Origin of the sequence: Kineosporia babensis (genome assembly GCF_021129305.1) — a bacterium.
Classification (GTDB): Bacteria; Actinomycetota; Actinomycetes; order Actinomycetales; family Kineosporiaceae; genus Kineosporia; species Kineosporia babensis.
On sequence record NZ_JAJOMB010000002.1, the window covers coordinates 42,559 to 65,542 of the forward strand.

At 70.1% G+C, this 22,984-nt stretch carries 14 protein-coding genes; 6 read left to right on the forward strand and 8 right to left on the reverse strand.

Annotation, left to right across the window (positions count from 1 at the left end; genetic code table 11):
* Positions 1–102: 102 nt before the first annotated feature.
* From LR394_RS03725 to LR394_RS03740, 4 genes are read right to left on the reverse strand one after another with little or no spacing between them, the layout of a single operon-like run.
* On the reverse strand, positions 103–5,148 hold the full coding sequence (locus tag LR394_RS03725) for a WXG100 family type VII secretion target (RefSeq protein WP_231438918.1): 5,046 nt from the start codon (positions 5,146–5,148) through the stop codon (positions 103–105).
* Between the two features lie 20 nt (positions 5,149–5,168).
* A complete protein-coding gene (locus LR394_RS03730) occupies positions 5,169–5,411 on the reverse strand; it encodes a hypothetical protein (RefSeq protein WP_231438919.1) in 243 nt (80 codons plus the stop codon).
* Between the two features lie 35 nt (positions 5,412–5,446).
* The gene (locus LR394_RS03735; RefSeq protein WP_231438920.1) at positions 5,447–5,791 is read right to left on the reverse strand and encodes a hypothetical protein; all 345 of its coding nucleotides are present in this window, start codon (positions 5,789–5,791) and stop codon (positions 5,447–5,449) included.
* Entirely contained in the window at positions 5,788–6,186 is a 399-nt protein-coding gene (locus LR394_RS03740) for a YbaB/EbfC family nucleoid-associated protein (protein ID WP_231438921.1), read from the reverse strand. Before LR394_RS03740 ends, LR394_RS03735 begins: the two co-directional genes overlap by 4 nt.
* A gap of 166 nt (positions 6,187–6,352) precedes the next feature.
* On the opposite strand from LR394_RS03740, the gene LR394_RS03745 reads away from it, so the two are divergent.
* Positions 6,353–7,753, forward strand: coding sequence for a S8 family serine peptidase (locus tag LR394_RS03745; protein ID WP_231438922.1), 1,401 nt, complete (start codon positions 6,353–6,355; stop codon positions 7,751–7,753).
* A 63-nt stretch (positions 7,754–7,816) separates the two neighbouring features.
* Here LR394_RS03745 and LR394_RS03750 read toward each other — a convergent pair whose 3' ends face one another.
* The 4 genes from LR394_RS03750 to eccD form a co-directional block, all read right to left on the reverse strand.
* Entirely contained in the window at positions 7,817–8,101 is a 285-nt protein-coding gene (locus LR394_RS03750) for a WXG100 family type VII secretion target (RefSeq protein ID WP_231438923.1), read from the reverse strand.
* 29 nt (positions 8,102–8,130) lie between these two features.
* Positions 8,131–8,466, reverse strand: coding sequence for a WXG100 family type VII secretion target (locus LR394_RS03755; RefSeq protein WP_231438924.1), 336 nt, complete (start codon positions 8,464–8,466; stop codon positions 8,131–8,133).
* Between the two features lie 131 nt (positions 8,467–8,597).
* A complete protein-coding gene (gene eccB / locus LR394_RS03760; protein WP_231438925.1) occupies positions 8,598–10,016 on the reverse strand; it encodes a type VII secretion protein EccB in 1,419 nt (472 codons plus the stop codon).
* Positions 10,016–11,416 (reverse strand): type VII secretion integral membrane protein EccD, encoded by a 1,401-nt coding sequence (gene eccD, locus LR394_RS03765; protein ID WP_231438926.1) that lies wholly within the window; start codon positions 11,414–11,416, stop codon positions 10,016–10,018. The genes eccB and eccD overlap by 1 nt, the downstream gene beginning before the upstream one ends.
* Before the next feature lie 253 nt (positions 11,417–11,669).
* Here eccD and eccCa point away from each other — a divergent pair, with 253 nt between their 5' ends.
* The 5 genes from eccCa (at position 11,670) to LR394_RS03790 (ending at position 22,939) form a co-directional block, all read left to right on the forward strand.
* On the forward strand, positions 11,670–15,620 hold the full coding sequence (gene eccCa, locus LR394_RS03770) for a type VII secretion protein EccCa (RefSeq protein WP_231438927.1): 3,951 nt from the start codon (positions 11,670–11,672) through the stop codon (positions 15,618–15,620).
* A gap of 127 nt (positions 15,621–15,747) precedes the next feature.
* Complete coding sequence (locus LR394_RS03775; protein WP_231438928.1) at positions 15,748–16,464, forward strand: hypothetical protein; 717 nt, start codon at positions 15,748–15,750, stop codon at positions 16,462–16,464.
* A 13-nt stretch (positions 16,465–16,477) separates the two neighbouring features.
* Positions 16,478–18,694 carry a WXG100 family type VII secretion target gene (locus LR394_RS03780; protein WP_231438929.1) on the forward strand — a complete coding sequence of 739 codons (2,217 nt, stop codon included), beginning with the start codon at positions 16,478–16,480 and terminating at the stop codon, positions 18,692–18,694.
* A 46-nt stretch (positions 18,695–18,740) separates the two neighbouring features.
* On the forward strand, positions 18,741–20,414 hold the full coding sequence (locus tag LR394_RS03785) for a right-handed parallel beta-helix repeat-containing protein (RefSeq protein ID WP_231438930.1): 1,674 nt from the start codon (positions 18,741–18,743) through the stop codon (positions 20,412–20,414).
* Positions 20,411–22,939 carry a hypothetical protein gene (locus tag LR394_RS03790; protein WP_231438931.1) on the forward strand — a complete coding sequence of 843 codons (2,529 nt, stop codon included), beginning with the start codon at positions 20,411–20,413 and terminating at the stop codon, positions 22,937–22,939. The genes LR394_RS03785 and LR394_RS03790 overlap by 4 nt, the downstream gene beginning before the upstream one ends.
* Positions 22,940–22,984: the final 45 nt, after the last annotated feature.

The window sequence follows — 22,984 nt, forward strand, 5'->3', positions numbered from 1 at the left end:
GAAGGCGATTCCCTGACCCGGTGCCGAGGCGTTGTAATCGGCCAGATCCTGATCCCGCAGAAGGCGTCCTTCGGCGAGTTCGCTCAGGAGTTCCAGAGGACGCTACCGTCGGCCCGGCTCGAGAAGGTTGCCGGTGAGGTTCAGGCGATGGTGCTGGTGATCCAGTACAAGTTTGCTGAGAACATCGGCGAGCTCAGGGGAATGGAGCAGCTCACCGCGGATCCAGGTAAGGGCGGCCAGCTCCGGCCGACTGGGTGGAAGCTCGTGTTCCTGTTCGTTCCAGGTGCCCGAGGCAGGCCCATCGGCCGACGTCGCAGGAGCGGGAGCATCGGAAGCGTCAGCAGCGAGGGCCGAGATGATCTGCCCGGGTCGGAACGAGGGCGGATCGTTCTGCTGCGGCAGCGCAAACCCGCTCTGCTTACGCTGCAGCGCATCCAGATCGAAGGGATGCCGTCGGATGTAGTCCTGAGCCGTCTCGGCAGCCCTGGAGCGGGCCTGATCAGGCGGGAAGTCATGGGTCAGCCGATAGGCCAGGGCGTTGGTGATGCCGTCGGCGAGATGAGCGTCGATGTTCTCCGTGACCACCGAGAAGTACCGGCCCGGCTCGCCCTCCTGGCTCCGGATGATGGCGAACTCGACTGCCCGCAGCAGGGCTTGCGGATCGTCGGTAGCGACGGTGTAGAGACGCAGCGGATCGTTCTCGCGACCCGTCCCGGCGGCGGTCGGTGCCTGAGACCAGGGCATGCGGCCATGCGGGAAATCGTTCGGGGGAAGAAGCCCTTCCAGCCGGTACCGCTGCCGGATGTCCTCCATGGTTTCCTTGAACGAAAGGGTGGCCCGGTCGCGGCTGTCCCGGGGGACCCGTTGGTCATCCTGGTACCTACCTGATTCGCCGGCCATACGCCTCAGGAATTCACGCTGAACCAGATGTGTCCTCAGTTCGGACTCGGCGGTGAGCCGGTTCATGACGGTGGCGACGGAGGTCCGCAGCACTTCTTTGTCCAGATGAGGAAGACCGTCTTTCAGATCGGCCATCAACTGCGAGGAGATGAGGGTGCGGTTGGGCTGCAACGCGTGGATGGACTCGTGGACCATGGTTCCGGCGACATCCGTGACGGTGCGGGGGACTCCGTTCAGGGAAAGGCCGATGGATGTCAGGCGGGTTGCCGGGTCGAAGGCTCCCAGCGCCCCGGGGTCGAAGGCCTTGTAGAAGTCCTCGTCCGAGGCGAAAGTCCCCGGTGGAACCAGAGTCCGGGCAACATCCAGATCGTTCGGGATCGCCGTGGCGACAGTCTGCCCTACGTGTTCAGAGATCGTCGGCCCGAGAGTGTCCTCGGTGATGATCCGGATGACGGCCTGATCGACGACTGATACCCGCAGGGTGTCGGAATCCATCTCGATCCCCCGATGAGCCAGGGCTGCTCGGTCCAGCAGATCGAGCCCGACGACATGTTCCCACGACGGGCGAAGAGCGCCCTCGGCGTCGTAGTCGTAACCCCGCCGTTCGAACGTCTCGGTGTAACTGCGGATGGAGGTACTGTGATCGCGGACCTGGAGGATCAGATCGCTCAGCGGGGCACGGCCGTGCTTCACCTCGTCCGAGGTGTCCAGCAGCGTACGGGCACGCTGCTGTATTTCCCGTAGCGCCTGAGTTTGGGGTTCGCGCTGTGCTCCGAGTTGCTGCAGATCCGCAATCATTGCCTCGAGAGCGGCCGGAGTGTTGCGTAGGACCGTGGAGTTGCTGTCCCCGCTCAGAAGCTGAGGATGCGGAGCGCGCCGCTCGGCCGGTCGGCGCTCGAACTCCATCGCGGTGAAGTCGGTCACCGCCGGGTCTGCGTCCCACGGCACGAGCCGGGGCTCGCCTATACCGGCTGGAGCCAGACCCGGTTCGGTGGACACCGCACGGGGCGGTGGACCGGACGAACGCTCCGATCCGAGGTTCTCGGTCAGCGGAGAAACAGTGGACGATCGTGGCCCAGGGGCGCTGCGGTCGTCCGTTCCGCCTCCAGCCAGAGCCTGGAAGATCTTTCCCGGATTCTGATGTTCGGTCGTGTCTTCCTGGTTCCGGGCGTCGCCGGAGATCTCCTTTTCGAGAACGGGATGGGCTGGTGTCTTCGCCGTCAGCGCTTGCCGCCGTCGCACGTCCTCGAGATCGATGCCCCTGCGATCAGCGATCTCCCGGGTGAGTGGACCGGAGAACCGGCCGGGGCGTCCATGATCGTAGTGATCGAGAATCGCAAGTCTTGCCTGCTCGACGATCGCCGCCGTGTCGTGTAGTTCGGGGTGATCACGCAGCGGGTCGACCCCGTCCAGATTCCGGGATGCGGGGTACTTGGTGTGGACGTGATGGGCGATCTGGCCGGGACTGTCGGCGGCCCGTTCGCGACTCTCGTCGGGTACTCGCAGATCTTCGGAATAGCCCTTCGGCGAGTGCTTCGCCATTCCCCGGAGGAAGTCCTGCTGCATCGTGAAGGCCCGGAACTCCGACTCGAAGGTGAGCCGGGCGTTGAACGGCGAGAGCGCCGCATTGAGCTCGGCGGGAGTCAGATCCGGGTTCTCCAGAAGCAGGTCCCTGGTCAGATCGCTGCGCAGAACGTCTCGGCTCGGCTGCAGGGCATGCATCGACTCGTGTACGGCGGTCGACACCACCGTGGTGAGCGACCGGCCGGCCCCGGTGGTGCCCATGTCGATATAGGTGACGCCGGTGGCCGAGTTGTAGGCTCCGTTCCCGCCCGGTTCCCGCAGCCACGCAAGGTCTCTGGCGTACACGTCGGCCGGTACCTGACCGCGGGCCAGATGCTCGTCCTTCGGGATCGCATCGCGCAGCGTGTTGCCCACATGCCGAGAGAACTCCTCACCCAGCACGTCGTGCACGATGGCACGGCCGATCGCCTGGTCGAGGACGTCCAGCCGGCGAGTGCCCGGATCGATGTCCACCGAACGGTGCGCCAGCTCGACCCGGTCGAGTGGATCGAGGCCGTGCACGTCTTTCCAGGCCGGGATCACGTTGCTCTTGTTCGAGTCGTCGGGACGGTCCCGGAAGCGGTCACCGTACTCGTTCACCGCAGCACTGTGCTCCCGGACCTGCGCCACCAGATCGCTGATCTCACGGTCGCCCCTGCGGACGTCCGTGGCCAGGTGTTCCAGCCGGGTTGCGCCGTCCTGCAGATCCCGCAGCGACCGGATCTGCTCGACCCGGTGCTCGCCGGGGTGGGATTCGAGCCGGCGGATCACATCGTCGAGGCGTGAACCGGTCTGGGCGAGAACTTCGGAGGTACTGGTCCGGAACCGGTCGTTGTGGAAATCGCTTCGAGTGCGCGCTTCTTCCCGTACCCCGTCGGCCGGATCATGAGTGGTCCGGTCGTCGCGTTGAGTGAGGTGTTGGTCGCCCGGTTCGGTGAGTAGCGATGCCCCGTCGGCATTGGTGCGGTCGGGCGACTTGTTCGCGTTGGGGTGATCGGGTCCGGTACCCGTGTCGCTGCGGCTGGGTGAATCGTCAGCGAACCCAACGGGCTGATCAGTGACGGTTGGACCAGAGGGAGTTTCCGGGGTTGCTGGCTGATGATTCTTCTCCGACGGCGCGGGTTCTTGGTTCGGCGAGGTGTCTTCGCGGCGCGGGGAAGGATCCGCCGTACGGGCCTCAGCGGAAGTTTTCGAGGGGGAACCGTCCGCTGACCGAGAGGTGCCCGCCCCACCGGAACTTTCGGTCGAGGTACCCCGAGGAGAATCGATGACGATGGAGCCGCCGCTCGGCTGTCGAGGAGCGGTCGGTGTACGGCCAGTTCCGCTGCCGGTCTCCGAGCTGGTTCGATTGGTGGTACCGGGCAGCTCTGGAGCGCTGGGCGAAAGGCCAATGGTAGACGTCGGTACGTCTGCTGGGTGGTCGACACCAGTTGCGGGGAGTCCGGTTTCGGTCGGCGACAAGGCGCCTGTCGCCGGGGTGTTGCGAGCCAGGGGCAGAGCCCGGCCCAGGTCGTGGGCCCCGATCTGCAGCCCGGCTCCGAACGCACCGGCCAGGAACTGGTTGCCCAGGGCCTTGAGCACGCCGTCGTTGTAGAGGTTCAGGTAGTCCTTGGAGAACCCGAACTTGCCGTTGGTCAGATAGTTCTGGGTGAGGTCGACCGCGGCGCCGGCCGGGATGTCGGCCAGGCCCTCGCCGACCACCAGCGAGGTGCGCTCGATCCCGACCCGGCCCAGGGCAGCGGCGGGGCCGACCTTGAGGAAGGCCGGGAGCGTGCCGTTGGCGGACTTGGCCCCGAGCGGCCGCAGCAGCCGGCCCGCTCCGTTGGAGAAGAGCAGCCCGGCCGGACCGGCCACCGCACCGGCCATCCCACCGGACAACGTACTGACGAAGACCGACTTGTAGTTGATGCCCTTCCGGTTGCCCTCGGCGACCTGGATCGCCTGGGCCAGGAGGTCGGCGCCGCCGAACTGGGCGGCACCCAGGCCGGCTCCGGCCCCGGCCGCCTTGAGCAGGTTCGTGCGCAGCGTGGCGGGGGTGACGGCCTTGGCCGCGGCGGGCGCTGCGGCTTTGGCAGCAGCCGGGAGGGCGAGCTTAGGGGCGGCGGCCTTGGCGGCAGCGGGCGCGGCGACCTTGGGAAGGGCCTTGAGAGCGGCCAGTTCGGAGGCCTCCAGCAGGGTCCTGCGCAGCACCGGCATGGCCATTCTGGTGGCCAGCCGGGACAGGATCCGGATGATCGCAGCCCTCCCGAACGAGACCGCCAGCGCCGCGTAGGAGGCTCCGGCCGGGCCGAAGGCAGCGGCGAAAACCAGCTCGGCCGCAGTGATCCCGACGATGATCTTCAGCATCAGCTGGGCGTACTCGAGCTCGGTGGCGCCGTTCAGCGACGCCGCCTGGTAGGCGTAGGCCGCGGCGGAGTAGGCGGGCGGACCGCTCTCCTGATTCTGGACGAGATCGTTCCAGCGCTGGGTGAAGGCCTGGCCCGCGCTGCCGCCCCAGTTGAAGGCGACCTCGCCGACCGAGTTGTTCATCTCGAGGAACGCCTCGTCCAGCGCCATCGCGAGCTCGCCCCAGGCATCGCCCAGTTCCCGCCAGGCGTCCGGGTCCCCGTCCGGCCAGGCCTGCCAGGCGGCACCCCAGACCAGCTTGTCCCAGACCCAGCCGAGCGCCGCATCCAGATCAGCCACGCGAACCCCCCACGTTCACTTCAGCTCTGGTCGGCCGGTGCGGCTGATTGTTCCTTGGCCTTGATCCGGGTGATCCAGTAGTAGAGCCAGCAGCCGACGCCGACCGAGGCGAAGAAGCTGAGGGCATCCTTGAGGATCACGCTCAGTACGGCCGCGAGAACGGCGGTGGCCAGGGCGATCCAGGCGGCCGGCAACGGGTGGCCGGCCGCGTGCACGAGGGTCGAGAGGCCGATGAGCAGCAGGCCGAACAGGATGACGATCATTCAGGAGCCAGTTCTGGGAGTAGGTGGTGCGGGTCTCAGGCATGCGGGGCGATGCCGGTGTAGCGGGTGGAGGCGTTGCTGTCCGACTCGATCGTGGCCTGCACCGCGCGGCGCGCCAGGTCGGCTCCCTCCTCGGTGGTTCGGGCCAGGTTCTGGGCCTGCTCCTTGACGAAGGCAGCGCCGGGCTCGGCCAGGTACTGCGACTCGAAGGGCTTGCCGTACTCGGCCGTGCTGCCCCAGGGCTTGCCGCCTTCCAGTCCGTCGATCCGGGAGACGAGGGACGCCAGCCGGTCGGTGAGCGCCCCGGCCCGGGTGGCGACGGCGGACAGGGCGTCCAGGGCCGCTTCCGGGTCGCTGAGATACGTTTCGCCGGAACTCATTCGGGCCACCTCTCCATCAGCCGTTCCTGGATCGCATCGAGGTTCTCCAGCCGGTTGTTCATCCCGGCGGCAGTCATGCCGCCGGTCGCATAGCGCTCGTTCACCGCCCGTGTTCGCTCGGCGCCGATCTGTGCAGCTGAGGCGACCGTTTCGGTGATGGTCCGGGCCAGTGCGGTGGCGTCGGGATTACGGTAGATCCGGCCGTCGAGCCGCAGGTCGAGCAGTTCGCCGTGGGCTCCGGTCTCGGCCCTGACGAAACCGTCGGGCGAGGTGGCCTGCCCGCGTACCGCAGCCAGTTCCTGCTGCAGGACCGCGAAGTTGCGGCGCAGTTCCTGGTAGGTGCGGGTGGCCTGCTCGGCCTCGGCGCGCAGGTCGTCGAGGTGGGGCTCCGCCATGACGGGAATCCTTTCATCCGCTGGACGCTCCGGCCGGCACCAGGCACCATGACCTGAGACTTTAGTGCGGGTATTACCCTGCGGGAAAGGCTTTAACGTTTCCTTAGGCATGGGTTCTCCGGCGGCAGAAGCATTTCTGCCCCGCAGCGACGAGGAGAATTGAACGATGCGGCGTTCCGGACGACGTGCGGGTGCCACGGCCGCCCTGCTGGTCGCCGTCGGTGTTCTGGTCTGTGGCCCGGTCGCCACCGCGGGAGCGAGTCCGCTGCCCAAGGACGACACGAAGTCGGCGGCGGACTCGCCGAAGAAGTCTTCCTCGAAGAAGGCGAAGACCAAACGGAAGAAGCCCAAGCCGGCGGTGATCACCCGGCCGTCCTGCGGGGCCAACGCGGCCCCGGCCGGCACGGTGGTGCGTGAGGTCCCCTGGCAGCAGTTGTGGCTGTCTCCGGAGCGACTGGCCCCGCTGGCGAACGGTTCCGGGCAGACCGTGGCGGTGGTCGACACCGGGGTGAGCAGCGAGCACGAGCAGCTGAAGGGGAAGGTCCAGCCCGGATACGACGAGCTCCGGGGAAAACCGGGCGGTCACGCCGACTGCCAGTCCCACGGCACCGCTGTGGCGGGCCTGATCGCGGCGGACAAGCAGGGCTCGATCGGTCTGCGCGGGATCGCGCCGGAGGCCGAGATCATGCCGATCCGGGTGACCGAGGTATTGCCCGCCTCCAGCGCCGGCGCGCTCGAGCGCACCGATCCGGCCAAGGTGGCCAAGGGCATCCGGCGGGCGGCCGGCCGCGGGGCGAGCGTCATCCAGGTCTCTTCCGCGTTCACCGCTCCCGGTGCCCTGTGCGAGGCGAGCGCGTTCGCCCTGAAGAAGGGCATCCCGGTGGTGGCCGCCGTCGGTGACCTGCGTAACAGCGCGCTGGTTCAGGATGCGGCGACCTATCCGGCGGCCTGCGAGGGCGTGATCGGGGTGGGCTCGGTCGGCCCGGACTTCCTGCTGGCCGGCAGTTCGGCCGTGAACGAGGCGGTGGATCTGGTGGCCCCGGGCGACGAGGTCGTCTCCACCGCTCGGGTCAGCGGACAGCAGTCGTTCCGGGGGACCAGCCTGGCCTCCGGCGTGGTGGCCGGTGCGGTGGCGCTGGTCCGGCAGACCGATCCGGACCTGAAGCCCGCCGAGATCGCGAAACGTCTTACTGCCACCGCAGATCCGGTACCGGCCGGGGAACAGACCCTGGGATACGGTGCGGGGCTGGTGAATCCGTACCGGGCCGTCACCGAGCAGGCCTCGGCAACCGAACCGCAGCCGATCGCCGGAGCTGCCGCCCGGGTGGTGGATCCGGTGGCCGATCGGATCGAGGCGGCTCAGGCCTCGGGCCGTAAGAACGCGGCCGTGCTGGCTGCGGCGGCGATCGCCATGGTGCTCCTGCTGGGGGTCCTGGCGGCCGCCGTTCCGCGGGGGCACCGGCGGTCCTGGCGGCCGGGGCGCTCGGCGCCGGCCACCGAGAAGCCGACGGGCCGTTCCGCCGACGAGGAGCCGTTGTTCACGCTGCCCGAGGTCTACCGAAGCTGACCGGTCCGGACAGTGCGGGTGAGAGCGGCGGCCGGGCCGGACCGCTCTCACCCGCAGCCGGTCTCAGCGGCCGAACAGCTTGGCGTTGCCGTCCTCGGTCACCGACATGTCGCTGGAGTTGCTCGCCACCGTGGTGGAGAGCTTGTTCAGCGCGGTGACCAGGTTGTCGCAGGCGGTGTCCCACTTCTGCTGCATGACCGCCCAGCTCTCACCGGCCGAACCGGACCAGTCGGCCTGGAGCTGACCGGCCGCCGACTTCACGTCGCCGCGCAGCCCCTCGACCCCCGAGTGCGCCTTGCCGATCGAGCTGGACAGGTCGTTCAGTTCCTGGAAGTTGTACGAAAGCATGGGTCTACCCCTCCGAAAAGCTTGCGGTACTAGCGGATCAGCGCCGACGTGATGCCGGTCGTCTCGACCTGGCCGTGGCTCTGGGCGTTCGCCGAGTCGGTGCTGTCGTACTGCGCACCGGAAGTCTGGATGTTGCCGGAGATCTCGTTGAGCACGCCGTTCAACTGCGCCCAGGCCGAGTTCACGTCGTCCATCGCGACCTGCCAGGCGTTCCTGGCCTGGCCGCTCCAGCTGGCGGAGTGCGTGGCGGCCTCACCGCGGAGCTTGCTGATGGCCTCCTCCAGCTGCTCGTAGTTGCCCGCCATCTTCGACGAGACGCCACCCAGGACGTCGAGATCGGCCTTCACCTGACCGTTTCCAGCCATGCTGTTCTCCTATCGTGTTCGTGCTCGTGGAGTGCCCGGCCGGGGTGCTGCATCCGGCCGGACCGGAACACCGTTCAGCGTGGGTCCCCGTCGCCCCCGAAACCATCTGACCGAACCAACATATCGGCGCATCAACCACCGCTGAGCATGTCTTTTATCTCTTCTTGGGCGTGCAACGCGGCCAGCGCCACCTGCGGGTCGAGGGCCGGGCCCTCGGGGATCCGGGCAATCACCGCCGCCGGTAGCGACCAGCTCTCCTGCCCACTGAGACCCAGCGAGGACAGCACCGCGTCGGACGGGACGGCGTACCGGATGCCTTGATCGGTGACCAGGTACAGCGGCCCGCTCGTGCTCTCCGGGGACGGCCGGGACTGCACCAGCGTGGCCTTCCCGGGCTCGACCCAGACCCGGTCGGCCAGGCTGGTGCCGTTCGCCGAGACCGTGGCGGTCTGGAGGGCGGAGTTCAGGCCGCTGTCGACCGGGACCTCGCTCTCGACCGAGATCTTCGGGACGAACTCGCCGTTCTCCCAGGACGCGCAGGCGACGGTTTTCGAGTCCCGCAGGGCGACGAAGTCCGGGGCCTGGGCGGGTGGGTCGGTGGCGGTCCGCAGAGCGGTCTGCCCGGCCGCGGAGACGTCGGCGGGGGTGGCCTTCTTGACGGCCGCGCCGGCCCCGTTCTGCAGGCTCGCCTGGAGCTCGGTGATCGGGCTCAGCCGGCTGGCCAGGGTGAGGAAGTACTGGGTGCCGGAGCTCGAGGTGACTTTGCGGACCTGCCCGATCCGGGCCTTGGGCAGGGCCTTGCTGGCCTGGCCGGCACGCGGGACCACGATCGGGGCGATCGGCCGGCCCACGGGCAGCGCCTCCAGCCAGGCCTCTCCGACCGGCACGATCACCTGGTTGCCCAGGTTCAGGGCGCTGCGGGCGGCGCCCTCGTCGGGGATCTCGAACCGCATGTTCTGCCAGATCAGCCAGAGCGTGCCGGACGGAGTACGGACCAGCAGGCCAGCGTCGGCGATCTCGGTGCCGGCGTCGGGCCGCTCGCCCACCAGCATCCAGCTGCGGCTGAGCTCGCTGTTGCTGGTGTCCCAGACCTGCTGGGTGCAGAACGACCAGGGCGGGGCGACCAGGTCGGCGGCGACCGGCAGGTTGGCGGGGGCGTCGGCGATGCCGAGCTCGGGGCCCCGGGGCACTTCGGCCAGCGACTTGGTCGAGGTGGAGACCTTGGTGGTGGTGCCGGCCAGAAGTGCGGCGGAGGTGAAGTTCGGGGTCAGGTGCAGCTTGCCGTCGAGGTAGACGTACGTTGCTCCGGTCTCCTTCACCAGGATCACCGAGGACCCGTCCCGCCAGGAGGTTTTACCCCCGGGCCGGATCATGCCGTAGATGCCGGCCACGGCCAGGGCGATGACGGTGATCATCACCGCGCCCATCCCGGCTCCGCCGAGCCGCCGGTAGGGCCACTCGGTGGGATCGGTCTCGTGCACCACCGCGGCGCTGACCACCCGCCGGGCCGCGAACTGGTAGCTGTCCAGCAGGTCCTTGCGGGAGGCCATCAGCCGGCCAGCCCACGGACGTACGCGTAGAGCCCGAGTACTGAGGCGGTGAGCGGGGCCGTGGCCAGAGTCAGCAGGACGTCGAAGATGTCGGCCCAGCGCCCGGCCCGCGGCGAGGGCTGCTGCCGGCTGTAGACCAGGGCGGCTGCGCAGGACCCGATCGCGACCAGAACCAGGAAGGGCACGACGTAGGCCAGGCGCTGCGCCTCACCCAGCGCGAAACCGGTTCCGGCGACGGTGACGGCGAGCCCGAGCAGACCGGTGAGCAACGGCATCAGCCGCTGCCGGGCGGCCACCAGCATCCGGGCCCGCAACAGGTGGGCCAGGGCGATCAGGCCGGCCAGGACCAGCGGCACAGTGGAGCCGTCGGCCGCCAGGATCGCCAGGCCGGTGACGGTGATCAGGGCCGTGCCCAGCATCAGCCCGGTGAGGATGTCGGTGGAGCGGACCACCCGCACCACCACGTCCGGGAACGCCGGGCCGGTGTCGTTGCTGCGCAGATCGTCCATGTCCCGGGGGACCGAGGGCAGCGGGATCCGGGCCAGGCGCACCGACAGCAGCGGGAAGGCCGGGCTGAGGAGCAGCAGCACGGTGGTGACGACGGCCGCCGCGTCGACCCGGTCGACGGTGCCGGGCCAGATCGTCACCAGGGCGGCCCCGGCCAGGGCGCCGAGCGCGGTGACCGTGGAGCCGATGAAGATGTGGCGGCGTTCGGCCACCCCGAGCAGTCCGGCGACCGAGAACAGCAGCATGGCGGCCGCCCCGGTCATCAGCTGACCCGGGCCGAGCCACGGCTGGTCCGGGCCCTGCGCCAGCAGGACACCGCCGGCCAGAGCGACCAGGCCGGCCGGAGCGGCTACCACGGCGCCGGCCTTCGCGTCGGCCAGGACCCGGGACAGGGCAGCGCCACCGATCGTCAGGACCGCCGCCAGGGCGAGCAGGACGATCGCGGCCGGGCCGGTGGAGCCCGGGGTGAGCAGCAGCACGACGGTGAGCAGGACCACACTGGCCACGGTGACGCCGAGCCCGCAGGCCCGGGTGAAGGCCGGCGTCCAGGCCCGCTGCGCGCGCCGGGCGCCGTCGGCGATCACGTCGACCACGTCGTCGTACTCGGGCTCGGGCCATTCCTGGTTCAGCGGCACCAGGCAGAGCAGTTCGCCGTCGCTGATGCCCTGCGGGGCCAGCCCGCGAGTGGCGTCCAGGGCAGTGCCGTCGACCTTGCGCAGCACCCAGCCGCCGGTGGCCAGCCCGTCTACGGCGAGGTCCTCGCCGCCCTGCCGGAGCAGGGCAGGCAGAAGCGCGGCGACCGGAATCTGTTCCGGGAGAGCCACCGTCAGGCGGCGCTTGGGCGTCATCACGACCACGCGGGCCAGACCGACTCGGTCGGTAACGGCTGTCATGACGGCGGATCTGTCCTTTGTCGCGCTGCACGGGCTGATCCCGGTGAGATCGACACCTTACCTATCCGGACTGTGATCGCCCAGACCTCAGAGGCGCCAAGAATTCCTGAGAGATCTTCGGGGCGGCGAACTGTCGGTGGCGCCCCGTACTCTGATGGCTCGGCGGGAGCGCCAAGCCGTTGGTATAGCGAGAGTCACACGAGACTTTGCCCGAAAGTGCATTCAGACAAGGCGTCCAGGGAGGTGTCCGGACATGGGAACCGTGATGGTGAAGCGGGCCGCACGACGTCCCGAGCCGGAATACCCCTCCGGCGAGATCGTGCTCGAGGCCCCGCCGGAGATCCCGCCGCCCGACGGCCGGGCCTGGCAGCAGGTGGTCATGCTGATGCCGATGCTCGCGGGCTCGGCGGCGATGGTGCTCATCTACACCCAGGGCCGGTCCTCCAGCCCGCTGATGTACGTGGCGGGCGCCCTGTTCGGGCTCTCGGCGATCGGCATGCTCGGCTCGCAGATGCTTTTCAGCAGCGGCCGCAACAAGCAGGAGATGCGGGCGGCCCGGCAGGAGTACATGCGCTACCTGGCCCAGCAACGGGCCCGGGTACGCCGGATCATCGGCCGGCAGCGGGCCGCCCTGCACTACCGCTACCCGGCGCCGGACTCGCTCTGGGTGCTCCCGGAAGGGCCCCGGCTGTGGGAACGCCGCCCGGCCGACGGCGATTTCGGGATGGTCCGGATCGGGGTCGGCCCGCAGGAGCTCGCCACCGCCCTGATCCCGCCCCAGACCAAGCCGCTCGACCAGCTCGAGCCGATGTGCGCCGCCGCGCTGCGGCGCTTCATCCGGACCTACGCCGTGGTGCCGGACCTGCCGGTGGTGATGGCGCTGGACGGGTTCTCCCGGGTGCATGTGCGAGGCGACGCCGGGCTCACCCGGTCGATGGTGCGGGCCCTGATCGCCCAGTCGGTGGTGCTGCACGCCCCCGACGACCTGATCGTCGCGGTCTGCGCCGACGCCCAGCACCGCCCCGAATGGGAATTCGTGAAGTGGTTGCCGCATGCCCAGCACCCCGACCGGAAGGACGCGCTGGGTCCGCTGCGGCTGATCGCCGACACCGTCACCGGCCTGGAGGCAATGCTCGACGACATCGTCGGCCGGCGGCCGCGGTTCAATCCCTCGGCCGCCTCCGGCCGCAGCGGCCAGCACGTGGTGGTGGTGCTCGACAGCGACGGTGTCGCGGGCTCGGACCATCTGATGACCGACGGCGGCATCGAGGGCGTGACGGTGCTCGATCTGCGCGGCCAGGTACCCCGGGTGCTCGACTACGCCACGCTGGTGCTGGATGTCGAGGCCGACGGAGTACTGCGGAGCACCACGCTCAACGCCACCAGCGAGATGGGCCGGGCCGACACCCTGGAGCCGGCCCAGGCCGAGGCCCTGGCGATGCAGCTGTCCCCGCGCCGGCTGACCCAGGCGGTCAACGGCGAGGTGGCGCTGAGCACCGACCTCGGCCTGACCGAGCTGCTCGGGATCGCCGATCCGGCCGAGCTCGACACCGCCGTCGCCTGGCAGCCCCGGCCCAGCCGGGACCGGCTCCGGGTCCCGATCGGGGTGTCCCCGGAGGGGATTCAGGTCGACCTCGACCTGAAGGAGTCGGCTCAGGAGGGGATGGGCCCGCACGGGCTGCTGGTCGGGGCCACCGGCTCGGGCAAGTCCGAGCTGCTGCGCACCCTGGTGCTGGCGCTGGCCGCCACGCACGACTCGCAGGTGCTCAACTTCGTCCTGATCGACTTCAAGGGCGGCGCCACCTTCACCAAGCTGGACCGGTTGCCGCACACCAGCGCGGTGATCACCAACCTGGCCGACGAACTGCCCCTGGTCGACCGGATGAGCGATGCGATCAACGGTGAGCTGCTGCGCCGGCAGGAACTGCTGCGGGCCGCCGGGAACTTCGCCTCGCAGCGGGACTACGAGCGGGTCCGGGTCTCCGGCGCCCCGCTGCCCCCGCTGCCCAGCCTGCTGATCGTCTGCGACGAGTTCTCCGAACTGCTCTCGGCCAAGCCGGACTTCATCGAGATGTTCGTCCAGATCGGCCGGCTCGGCCGGTCGCTCGGGGTGCACCTGCTGCTCGCCTCGCAGCGGCTGGAGGAAGGCCGGTTGCGGGGTCTGGACACCCACCTGTCGTACCGGATCGCGCTGCGGACCTTCTCGGCGATGGAGAGCCGGGTGGCCCTCGGCACGGCCGACGCGTTCGAGCTGCCCCGCTCACCGGGCCACGGCTTCGTCAAGTTCGGCACCGAGCCGCTGAGCCGGTTCCGGGCGGCCTACGTCTCGGGGGCCTACCGACGGCGGGACGAGGCCGGCCCGGTCACCTCCGCGGCCGACACCGCGATCGTGGACTTCACCTCCTACTACACCCCTCAGGTGAAGGAGGCCGAGCCGGAACCGGCTCCCGAGCCGGACGACGAGACCGAGGTCGGCGAGACCCTGCTCGACGTGCTGATCGGCCGGCTGGAGGGCCGGGGCGACCCGGCGCACCAGGTGTGGCTGCCTCCGCTGGGCGAGTCGCCCTCACTGGACGAGCTGCTGCCGGGCCTCACTCACGACCCGGCCCGAGGGCTGGTCGCGACCGGGGTGCCGGCCGGTCTGGCCGCGCGGATCGGGGTGGTGGACCGCCCGTTCGAGCAGCGGCGCGACCTGCTGGAGATCGACCTGGCCGGCAGCGGCGGGCATCTCGTGGTGGTCGGCGGCCCGCGCAGCGGCAAGAGCACCGCCCTGCGCGACGTGGTGCTCTCGCTCGCGCTCACCCACACCCCCGAAGAGGCCCAGTTCTACGTCCTGGACTTCGGTGGCAGCACCTTCTCCGTCCTGTCCGGGCTGCCGCACGTCGGTGGGGTGGCCGGCCGGCTGGACATCAGCAAGGTCCGCCGCACGGTGGCCGAGGTGCTGACCGTGGTACTGGCCCGGGAGCAGCTCTTCGCCCAGCACGGCATCGAGTCGATGGCGCAGTACCGCCGGCTGCGGGCCGAGCGCCGCGGTCCGCAGGACGCTTTCGGTGACGTCTTCCTCGTCATCGACGGATGGGCCACGCTGCGGAGCGATTTCGAGGACCTGGAGGAGACGGTCGGCCAGATCGCCGCCCGGGGCCTCACCTACGGCGTGCACCTGGTGGCCTCCGCCGGCCGCTGGATGGAGATGCGGCCCGCTGCCCGGGACATGTTCGGCAGCCGGCTGGAACTGCGGCTGGGCGACATCTCGGACTCGGTGCTCGACCGCCGCACCGCGATGAACGTTCCCGAGGGCACTCCCGGCCGGGGGATGACCGCGGACCGTTTCCACTTCCTGACCGCGCTGCCGCGGATCGACGGCGGCCGGTCCGTCGACGACCTGGCCGCCGCCGTCTCCTCGCTGGTCACCGCGATCGCCCAGGCCTGGCCCGGCCCGAGCGCCCCGCCGGTGCGTCTTCTGCCGCCGGAGTTCGCCTACAAGGAGATGGATCCGCAGGCTCCTGGCGGGATCCCGATCGGCATCGCCGAGAACGATCTCGGGGTGGTGCACCTCGACCTCGGCGAAGACCCGCACTTCCTGCTGTACGGCGACTCCCGTTCCGGCAAGAGCTCCGCGCTGCGGGCGCTGGCCCGGGCGATCACCGAGCGTTTCGATCCGGAAGCGGCCCGGCTGGTGGTGATCGACCACCGGCGCAGCCTGCTCGGGGCCGTCGCCGAGACCCACCTGATCGGCTACGGCACCGGGGCTCAGCGCAGCGCCGAGATCCTCGCCGAGGTGGCCCAGGCGCTGCGCACCCGGCTGCCCGGGCCGGACGTCACCGCCGAGCAGCTGCGCAACCGCAGCTGGTGGCGGGGCCCGGAACTCTACGTGCTGGTCGACGACTACGACCTGGTGGCCACCGGGAGCGGGAACCCGTTGTCGGTGCTCCAGGAGTTCCTGCCCCAGGCCCGGGACATCGGGCTGCACGTGGTGCTGGCCCGGCGTTCGGGTGGTGCCGGCCGGGCGATGTACGAACCGGTGACCACGGCCCTGCGGGAGATCGGCTCGGCCGGGGTCCTGCTCTCCGGCCAGCGGGACGAGGGGGCGCTGCTGGGCGGCACCCTGCGCCCGGCGCCGCAACCGCCCGGCCGAGGTTGGCTGGTCGATCGGGAAAGGGGGGCGCAGCTGGTGCAACTCGCCTGGCTGCCGCCGCCGGAATGACGGGCTGCGAACGTTGCACGGCATTCGCGTGATGAAAACCCTATGGGTGTCAAGAGAGCACCTCGGTAGAGTCGGACGAGCTCGACAGGGCCTGAGCGATCAGGCGTGCAATTGGGGAGGAATCGCCATGGCCGAGAGAGTTGAGGTCGACCTGACTTCGCTGTCCACCTTCGCCGAGTCGGTGGGCGGACTGGCCGACGAACATCAGGAGACGCCGGCGACCCAGGCGGCGAACCTGGGTACCCGGAACACGGTGATGGCCGGTTCGACAGTGGGGTTCTCGGAGGCGAGCAGCTTCACTGCCCAGCATGCGAAGGTCGCGGCGTCGGCCGCGACCTTCCTCCAGGAGATGGTGGCCGGGCTGGCCACGCTCAGCCAGGGGGCCTCGGTGGTGGCCTACAACTACGCCAGCACCGACGAGAAGAACGCGATCGCCCAGCGGCAGCTCGAGGTGCTGGACTCCGAGGGGCGACCGAGCTACGAAGCGCTGGCCGTGCCGGTGCACGGGAAGGCCGAGATCCCGGCGTCCGGGGTGAACAAGGTCTTCGCGCCGCCGGCCGAGACCGAGGAGGCTGCCCCGAAGAGCAGCGGGGACTCGATGACCGAGGCGAGCGAGCAGAACGAGCAGCGGCGTCCGCCCACCGCCGAGGAACGGCTGATCGAGAAGGACCGCCAGATGTCCGGCGGCTACACGACGTGGCACTCGCAGATCGGTTCCGAGAACATGACCATGGTGGGTGGCAGGGACTCGACCGGCAAGGAGATCGACGTCACGATCTCGGGTGACGACAAGCGCGGCCTCTACAAGTTCGAGGCGCCGTACACCCACGTCGAAGGTTCCTGAGGGGGAACCGGCCATGGCCTCGCAGGACTCCGAGTTCAAGCCGGACGGGCAGTCCGGGTACTACAGCGACGAGGCCGGGTCCCCGGACGTGCTCGGCCAGTGCACGAACTGGTCCGGCTACACGATCGAGATGATGATGCAGACCGTGCTGCGCCTGCACGACGGCACCTATCGCGACGCGGCCAACGACTGGAGCAAGATCGCGGACGACCTGACCAACCTGCAGCAGCGGCTCCGGGCTGCCGGTGACACCATGCGGGACGGCTGGGACCCGACGGTCAACAAGGCCGCGGCCAACTTTCTCGAACAGGTCGAGGCCGGCACCTGGTCACACGGTGACTGGAGCGCCCAGGCCCGGACCAACAGCACCCACCTGAACGACATGGCCGAGCAGGTGGTCAGCACCAAACAGGCGATGATCGACAACTACGACCAGTTCCTGGTCGTCTACGAAGATGCCCAGCTGCAGATGACCAAAGCGTCGCAGATGCACAGCGGCGACGGCTTTTTCGCCGAAGCGGGCAGATTCTTCACCGACTACGACGCGAGGATGGCCAAGGCCAAGCAGGAAGCCGACGGGATCCGCGAGCTGTACACCCAGAAGGCCGCGGCCCTGATGACCACCCTGGGCGGCAGCTTCCTGGTCAACGGCTTCAACCTGGGGGAGGGGCGGGTCTACCAGGGCCCGACCACGGTCTCCGGCCGGTCCGGTCCGGTCGCGCCGGCCCCCTCGGGCGCCGGGCTGGCGAATCTGCCGGCCGGTGCGGCGCCTCGCAATACCGGAGGGGTCGGCAATGGGGTTCCGCGCTCAGTGCCCACCGGCACGCCGCGCAACCCCCTCCCGACCGATCCGCGCGGTCGGCCGATCCCCAAGGCCACAGACAAGACTCCTGCCACCAAGAACCTTGGTGCGCCGGTCGACCCGACCAAGTCGCTCACCACGCCGCCGGCGGCCAATCCGGCCGCAGGCCCCGCAGTCGGCCCGACGGGTACACCCCGGAACGTGGGAGATCTCCTTTCGAACGGCCCGGGTGCCAATGGCGTCAACGCTCTGGCGGCAGACCCTTCCGGCGCACCGATTCCGCTGGCCGGTACCCCGCGGCAACTGCCGAACGCGGTTCCGGCGGCTGCTGTTCCGGCGCGAACACCGGCGTCTTCGCTCGGAACTCCAGCTGCTTTCAACCCCGCCGGTCCGGGAGCTGGAACCGGCCTGATCCGGCCGGGCGGAACCCCGGCAGTGCCTCCGGGTGGGCTCGGCAGCGGCACCCCGGCCCGGAATTCTCCCCGCAACTCGTTGCTGGGCAGGATGAATCCCAACGGTCCCGGTGCCGGGGCGCCGCCCGGAGGCAGCCCTCGGGGTGTCGGTCCAGGGATGCCGGGCAACCGTGGCCTTGGCGCCGGTGGTCCGCGTGGTCCGGGCGGTCGTGGCGGCAGCCCCGGTATGCCGGGCGCTCCGGGCAATCGGGCTGGGGCACCGGGCAGCCGTGGCAATGCTCTGGGCGCGCCAGGCAGTCGGGGCGGCGGTCCGGGCGGTCCTGGAGGTCCGGGCAGTCGTGGCACCGGCCCGGGTGGACGTGGTGGCGTGGGTACACCGGGCAACCGGGGTGGCGGTCCCGGTTCCGGCGGCCGGGGGATCAGCACGAAGGGTCGCGGAAACGGTTTTGGCCGAGGCGGTTCGGGTCCTGGTGGTGGCGGCGCTCCGAGAACCAATCGGCGCACCACGAACGACGAGGACGAGCAGTACGAGACGAAGAACTACCGGGGCGAGAGCGAGGAGTACCTCGGCGACCTGCCCCAGGCTCCGCAGAAGCTGAGCGGGCATCTCTCTTCGTCCCCGACCTCGGCGCAAGGGCTGGCCGGGGCACTGGCAGGGCGGTTCCGGCGTAAGCAGCGGGCCCCGGAAACCGATCTTTCCGGCCGCCGGGCCCGGATCGAGGCCGCAGCCGAGGCCGAGGCCGAACTGCTGTTCGTCCCGACCGAACGCCGTCCGGACCTGACCGGCCGCAACTCCGTTCCCGAGGGCGGATACTCGGCCCTGGGGATCGACGAGCTGTTGCGTGGCGGGCAGTCCGCCGCCGAGATCAGTGCTCCCGAGCAGCAACGGCGGGTCACCGACGAGCAACACCCGCAGGGCGAGTACTGGCAGGTCGAGGTGCCGGACAAGATCGTCGCCGAGCCGGAGCCCGAGTCCACCGACCGGCGAGGACGGGTGCTGGGCCCGGCCTCCTGAGGAACCGCCCATCCGGACCCGAAGCAGAACGGAAGCAAGCACTCACATGGCACGGACGATCCAGGTAGCCCCCGGGCAGCGGGGCGCCTACACCACGATCGGTGACGCACTGGCCGACGCCTCCGACGACACCGTCGTCGAGGTGGCCGAAGGCACCTATCGGGAGGCGCTCTACCTCAGCGGCAAGAGCGTGGTCATCCGCCCGCTGCCCGGGACCGGCCCGGTCGTGATCGACTCGGCCGGGGTGCCGCACCCGGCCCTCAGCTGCCGGGACGGGGGCGTGCAGCTCGAGGGGCTGACCCTGCGTTCCGAGGAGGCGGCCGCCCTGTTGGCCGAGCGTTCCGAGATCCGGGTCGAGCGCTGCACCCTGAGCTCCACCAACGCGGCCGGGATCAGCGTCAACGGTGGCCGGCTCGAGGCCCGCAAGTGCACCGTCGAGAACTCGCTCTACGGGCTGCTGATCGAGGACGCGGACGGTTCGGTCACCGACTGCACGATCTCCGACATCGCCGAGGACGGGGTGCTCGCCCGGATCGGCACGGCCGCGGTGTTCCGGGCCACCACGGTCAGCCGTTGCGGCAACCGCGGCTTCTACGTGTACCAGTTCGCCCGGCCGGTGATCGAGGGCTGCGAGGTGTCCGGCACCGGGGGTGCCGGGATCGCGGTGGCCTATCGCAGCGAGCCCACCCTGCGTCGCTGCAAACTGCACGACCTCACCGGCCCCGGAATCACTTTCGCCCGCGGCACGGCCGGTCTCGTCGAGGAGTGCGAGATCCGCAACACCGGCACTCCGGGCCTGGAGATCGAGGAGGGCGCCGAGCCGGTGGTCCGGGAACGGGCCGAGGGCCTGGCCGGGGCCGGTGACGTGCTGGACGACCTGAGCCGGGACGACGAGGGCATCGAGAAGCTGCTCGCCGAACTCGACGCGATGGTCGGCCTGACCGAGGTGAAGGCCGAGGTCCGCGGTCTGATCGACGAGCTCCAGGTGAACGAGTGGCGGCGCAGCGCAGGACTTTCCGTCGCCACCGGGAGCAACAACTTGATCTTCACCGGCGCCCCGGGTACCGGTAAGACCACCGTGGCACGGATTTACGGCAAGCTGCTCGGTGCGCTCGGCGTGCTGCCCGGGGGCGGCTTCCGGGAGGTCAGCCGGCGCGACCTGGTGGGCCAGTACCTCGGGCACACCGCGGAGAAGACCGCCTCGGTGTTCGACGAGGCCAAGGGCGGCGTGCTGTTCATCGACGAGGCGTACACCCTGTCCCGCTCGGCCGGCAGCAACGACTTCGGCCAGGAGTCGATCGACACGCTGGTCAAGCTGATGGAGGACCACCGCCACGAGAGCGCGGTGATCGTCGCCGGGTACACCAAGGAGATGAGCGAGTTCCTGGACGCCAACCCCGGTCTGGCGTCCCGGTTCTCGAAGTCGGTCGAGTTCGTCAACTACGCGCCGGACGACCTGCTGCTGATCATGGAACGGATGACTGCGGCCGGGGACTACCGGCTGGCCCCCGGCATCGCCCCGCCACTGCACCGCTACTTCGCCGCCCTGTCTGCCGACCCGAACTTCGGTAACGCCCGCGAGGCCCGGAAGTTGTTCGAGGGCATGCGCAAGACCCAGGCCCAGCGGCTGCGCCGGCTGCCCGGCCGGCCCACCCTGGACGACCTGCGCACCCTGAACGAGCAGGACCTGTACGACGTGATCGGCCCGGTAACCGAATGAACGGCCCCGCCCAGCACCCGGCCCAGGCCCGCCCGGCTCCGGCCGCCCCGGCCACCGGGGTCGAGGTCAGCGGCGCCCCGGAACCGGCCGTGGTGGCCCGCGGTGCCACCGACGCGCAGAGCCGGGCCTCGGCCGAGCGGGTCGGCCGGGCCGTGGCCGAGCAACTCATCGCGACCAGCCGCCGGGGCACGAGTTCGGCCACCGTGCCCGACCAGCCACCGTCCGATCCGGAGGATTCCAGCTCGCTGCCGGAGCGCTCGCGAACAGCCGGCGCGTCGTGGAAGGCCCCGCACCTGCGGGTCGGCTGGCACACCACCACGCCGACGCTGCTGGCCGGCCTGACTCGTCCCACCGTGCCCACCGGCGTGCTGCTGGGACACGGGAGCGAGGGCAGTGAGGTCCGGGCCGCGCTGTTCCGCCGCACTCCGGTGCGGATGGTGCTGGTCGGCGATTCCAGTTTGGCCCGCCTTCTGCTGCTGCGCGGTGCGGTGTCCGGGGCCCGGCCGGTGGTGCTCGCCACCGATCCCGAGGGCTGGGAGAACTTCCACCTGCAGCTCACCGACCTGGGCGTCGAGATGGCGGTCTTCCCTGCCGACGCGGCCTTCTGGCTGGGCGGTTCCAGTGCTGAGCCGCTCTTCGTGCTCCGGACGGTCGCCGACTCGCCGGCGACCGATGCGCTCCCGACTCCGCTCGGCACCACCAGCCCGATCACGACCGGTCCGATCTCCACCGGCCCGGTTGCGGTGGAGCAAGCCCGACCTGAAGATTCGGCCGCTGAAGCCAACTGGTCGGGCGGCTGGTGGCGCTGCGACGCGGTGCTGGCGTCCGAGGTCGGCCCGGACGCGCTGACCGCCCTGCGCCGAGGTGACCTGGTTCTCGCCTCCCGGCTGGACCAGGCCTCGGCCGAGCGGTTGTGCAGTTCCCGGACGGTCAGCGGCCTGAACCTCGAGGCTCTGGTCACGCTGGGCGAGAACGAAGTGATGGCGATCGCCGACGGCCGGGCCCGCAAGCTGCAGCTGCACCTGTCCGCCCGCGAATCGTCCCTGCTCAGCCAGGCCGACGCCGAGTTGGACCCGAGAGACTCGACCGTTCCGGAGGATCTGCGGGACTCGACGAACCTGCGAGACCTGGCCGACCTGGCTGGTCAGGGTCACCAGGCCAGACCAGACAGTCAGGCGGGTCAGGCGGGTCAGGCGGCGCCGCGCGGCAAGGTAATGGGAGACGTCCGGGCCGACTGGGGAGCGCAAGCCGGCGAGGTGCCCTCAGGCATTTGGGACAACCAGGAGACGCCGGACGTCCGGGTCAGCCACCCGGGTCAGACACTCCGAACCAACCAGACACTCCGAATCGACCAGAGGCACCCGAGCGAGCCAACACCCCCGGCCGGGTTGGCTACTGGAGGTCTGCCGGTCGGCCGAGGCGACGAGGATCGACGGGTAGACGCGAGTCTCCAGGCAGAGCCGGTTCACCAGGCTGAACCGGTGGGCTCGGCCGAGCCGCCGCCGGCCGGGCCGACCGATCAGGAAAGGCCGGTCGGCCGAGGCGAAGAGAGCGTTCGGGGGGACCGGGCGCTCCGGTCCGAACTGACGCCCCCGGCTGGGTTGGCCACTGGGGGTCTGCCGGTCGGCCGAGGCGATCAGACCGTGCGGGTGAACCGGAGACTTCAGACCGAACAACCGGCTCCCCGAGTCGAGCCGGTGCGTTCGGACGCGTCGACGCCGCCGGCTGGATCTGCCGCTCGGGCCCTGCCGGTCGGTCGTGGTGACGAGGTCGGTCGTGGTGACGAGACTGTCCGGGTGGACCGCGGGCTCCGGTCCGAACCGGTTGGCTCGGCCGAACCGACGCCCCCGTCCGGGCCGACGACCGGGGAGCTGCCGGTTGCCCGAGGTGACGAGACCGTCTGGGGGGACCGGGCGTTTCGGTCCGAACGGACGCCGCCGGTTGAGTCGGCCACCGGAGGTCTGCCGGTCGGCCGAGGTGATCAGACCGTGCGGGTGGACCGGGCGCTTCAGGCCGGACAACCGGCTCGCCGGGTCGAGCCGGTGCGTTCGGACGCGCCGACGCCGCCGGCCGGGCTTGCGACCGGAGGCCTGCCGGTTGGCCGAGGTGACGAGACCGTGCGGGTGGACCGGGCGCTCCAAGCCGAAATGTCTCGCCGGGCCTTCCGGGCCCGCCGCGCCGATCGGGCCAGACCGGCCGACCAGGTGGACCCGGGTGAGCGGACCCAACCGGCCGACCATGCCGACCAGGCAACCCACACCGACCGGACAATCCACGCCGACCAGGCAACCCAAGCAATCCAAGCCGACCAGGCAATCCATGCCGACCGGGCAATCCACGCCGACCAGGAAACCCAAGCTGACCAGGAAACCCAAGCAATCCAAGCCGACCGGGTAACCCAAGCCGACCAGGCAACCCAGGCCGACCAGGAAACCCAGGGCACCCGGCCCGGCCCGCCCGCAGCCACCGACGCCGGCGACCAGCAGCCCTCCGCCCCGGCCCCGAAGACCCGCCGCCGGCACTGAGCCGTAATGCTGGTGAGGAGCACCTCCACCAGCGGATACCCTTGA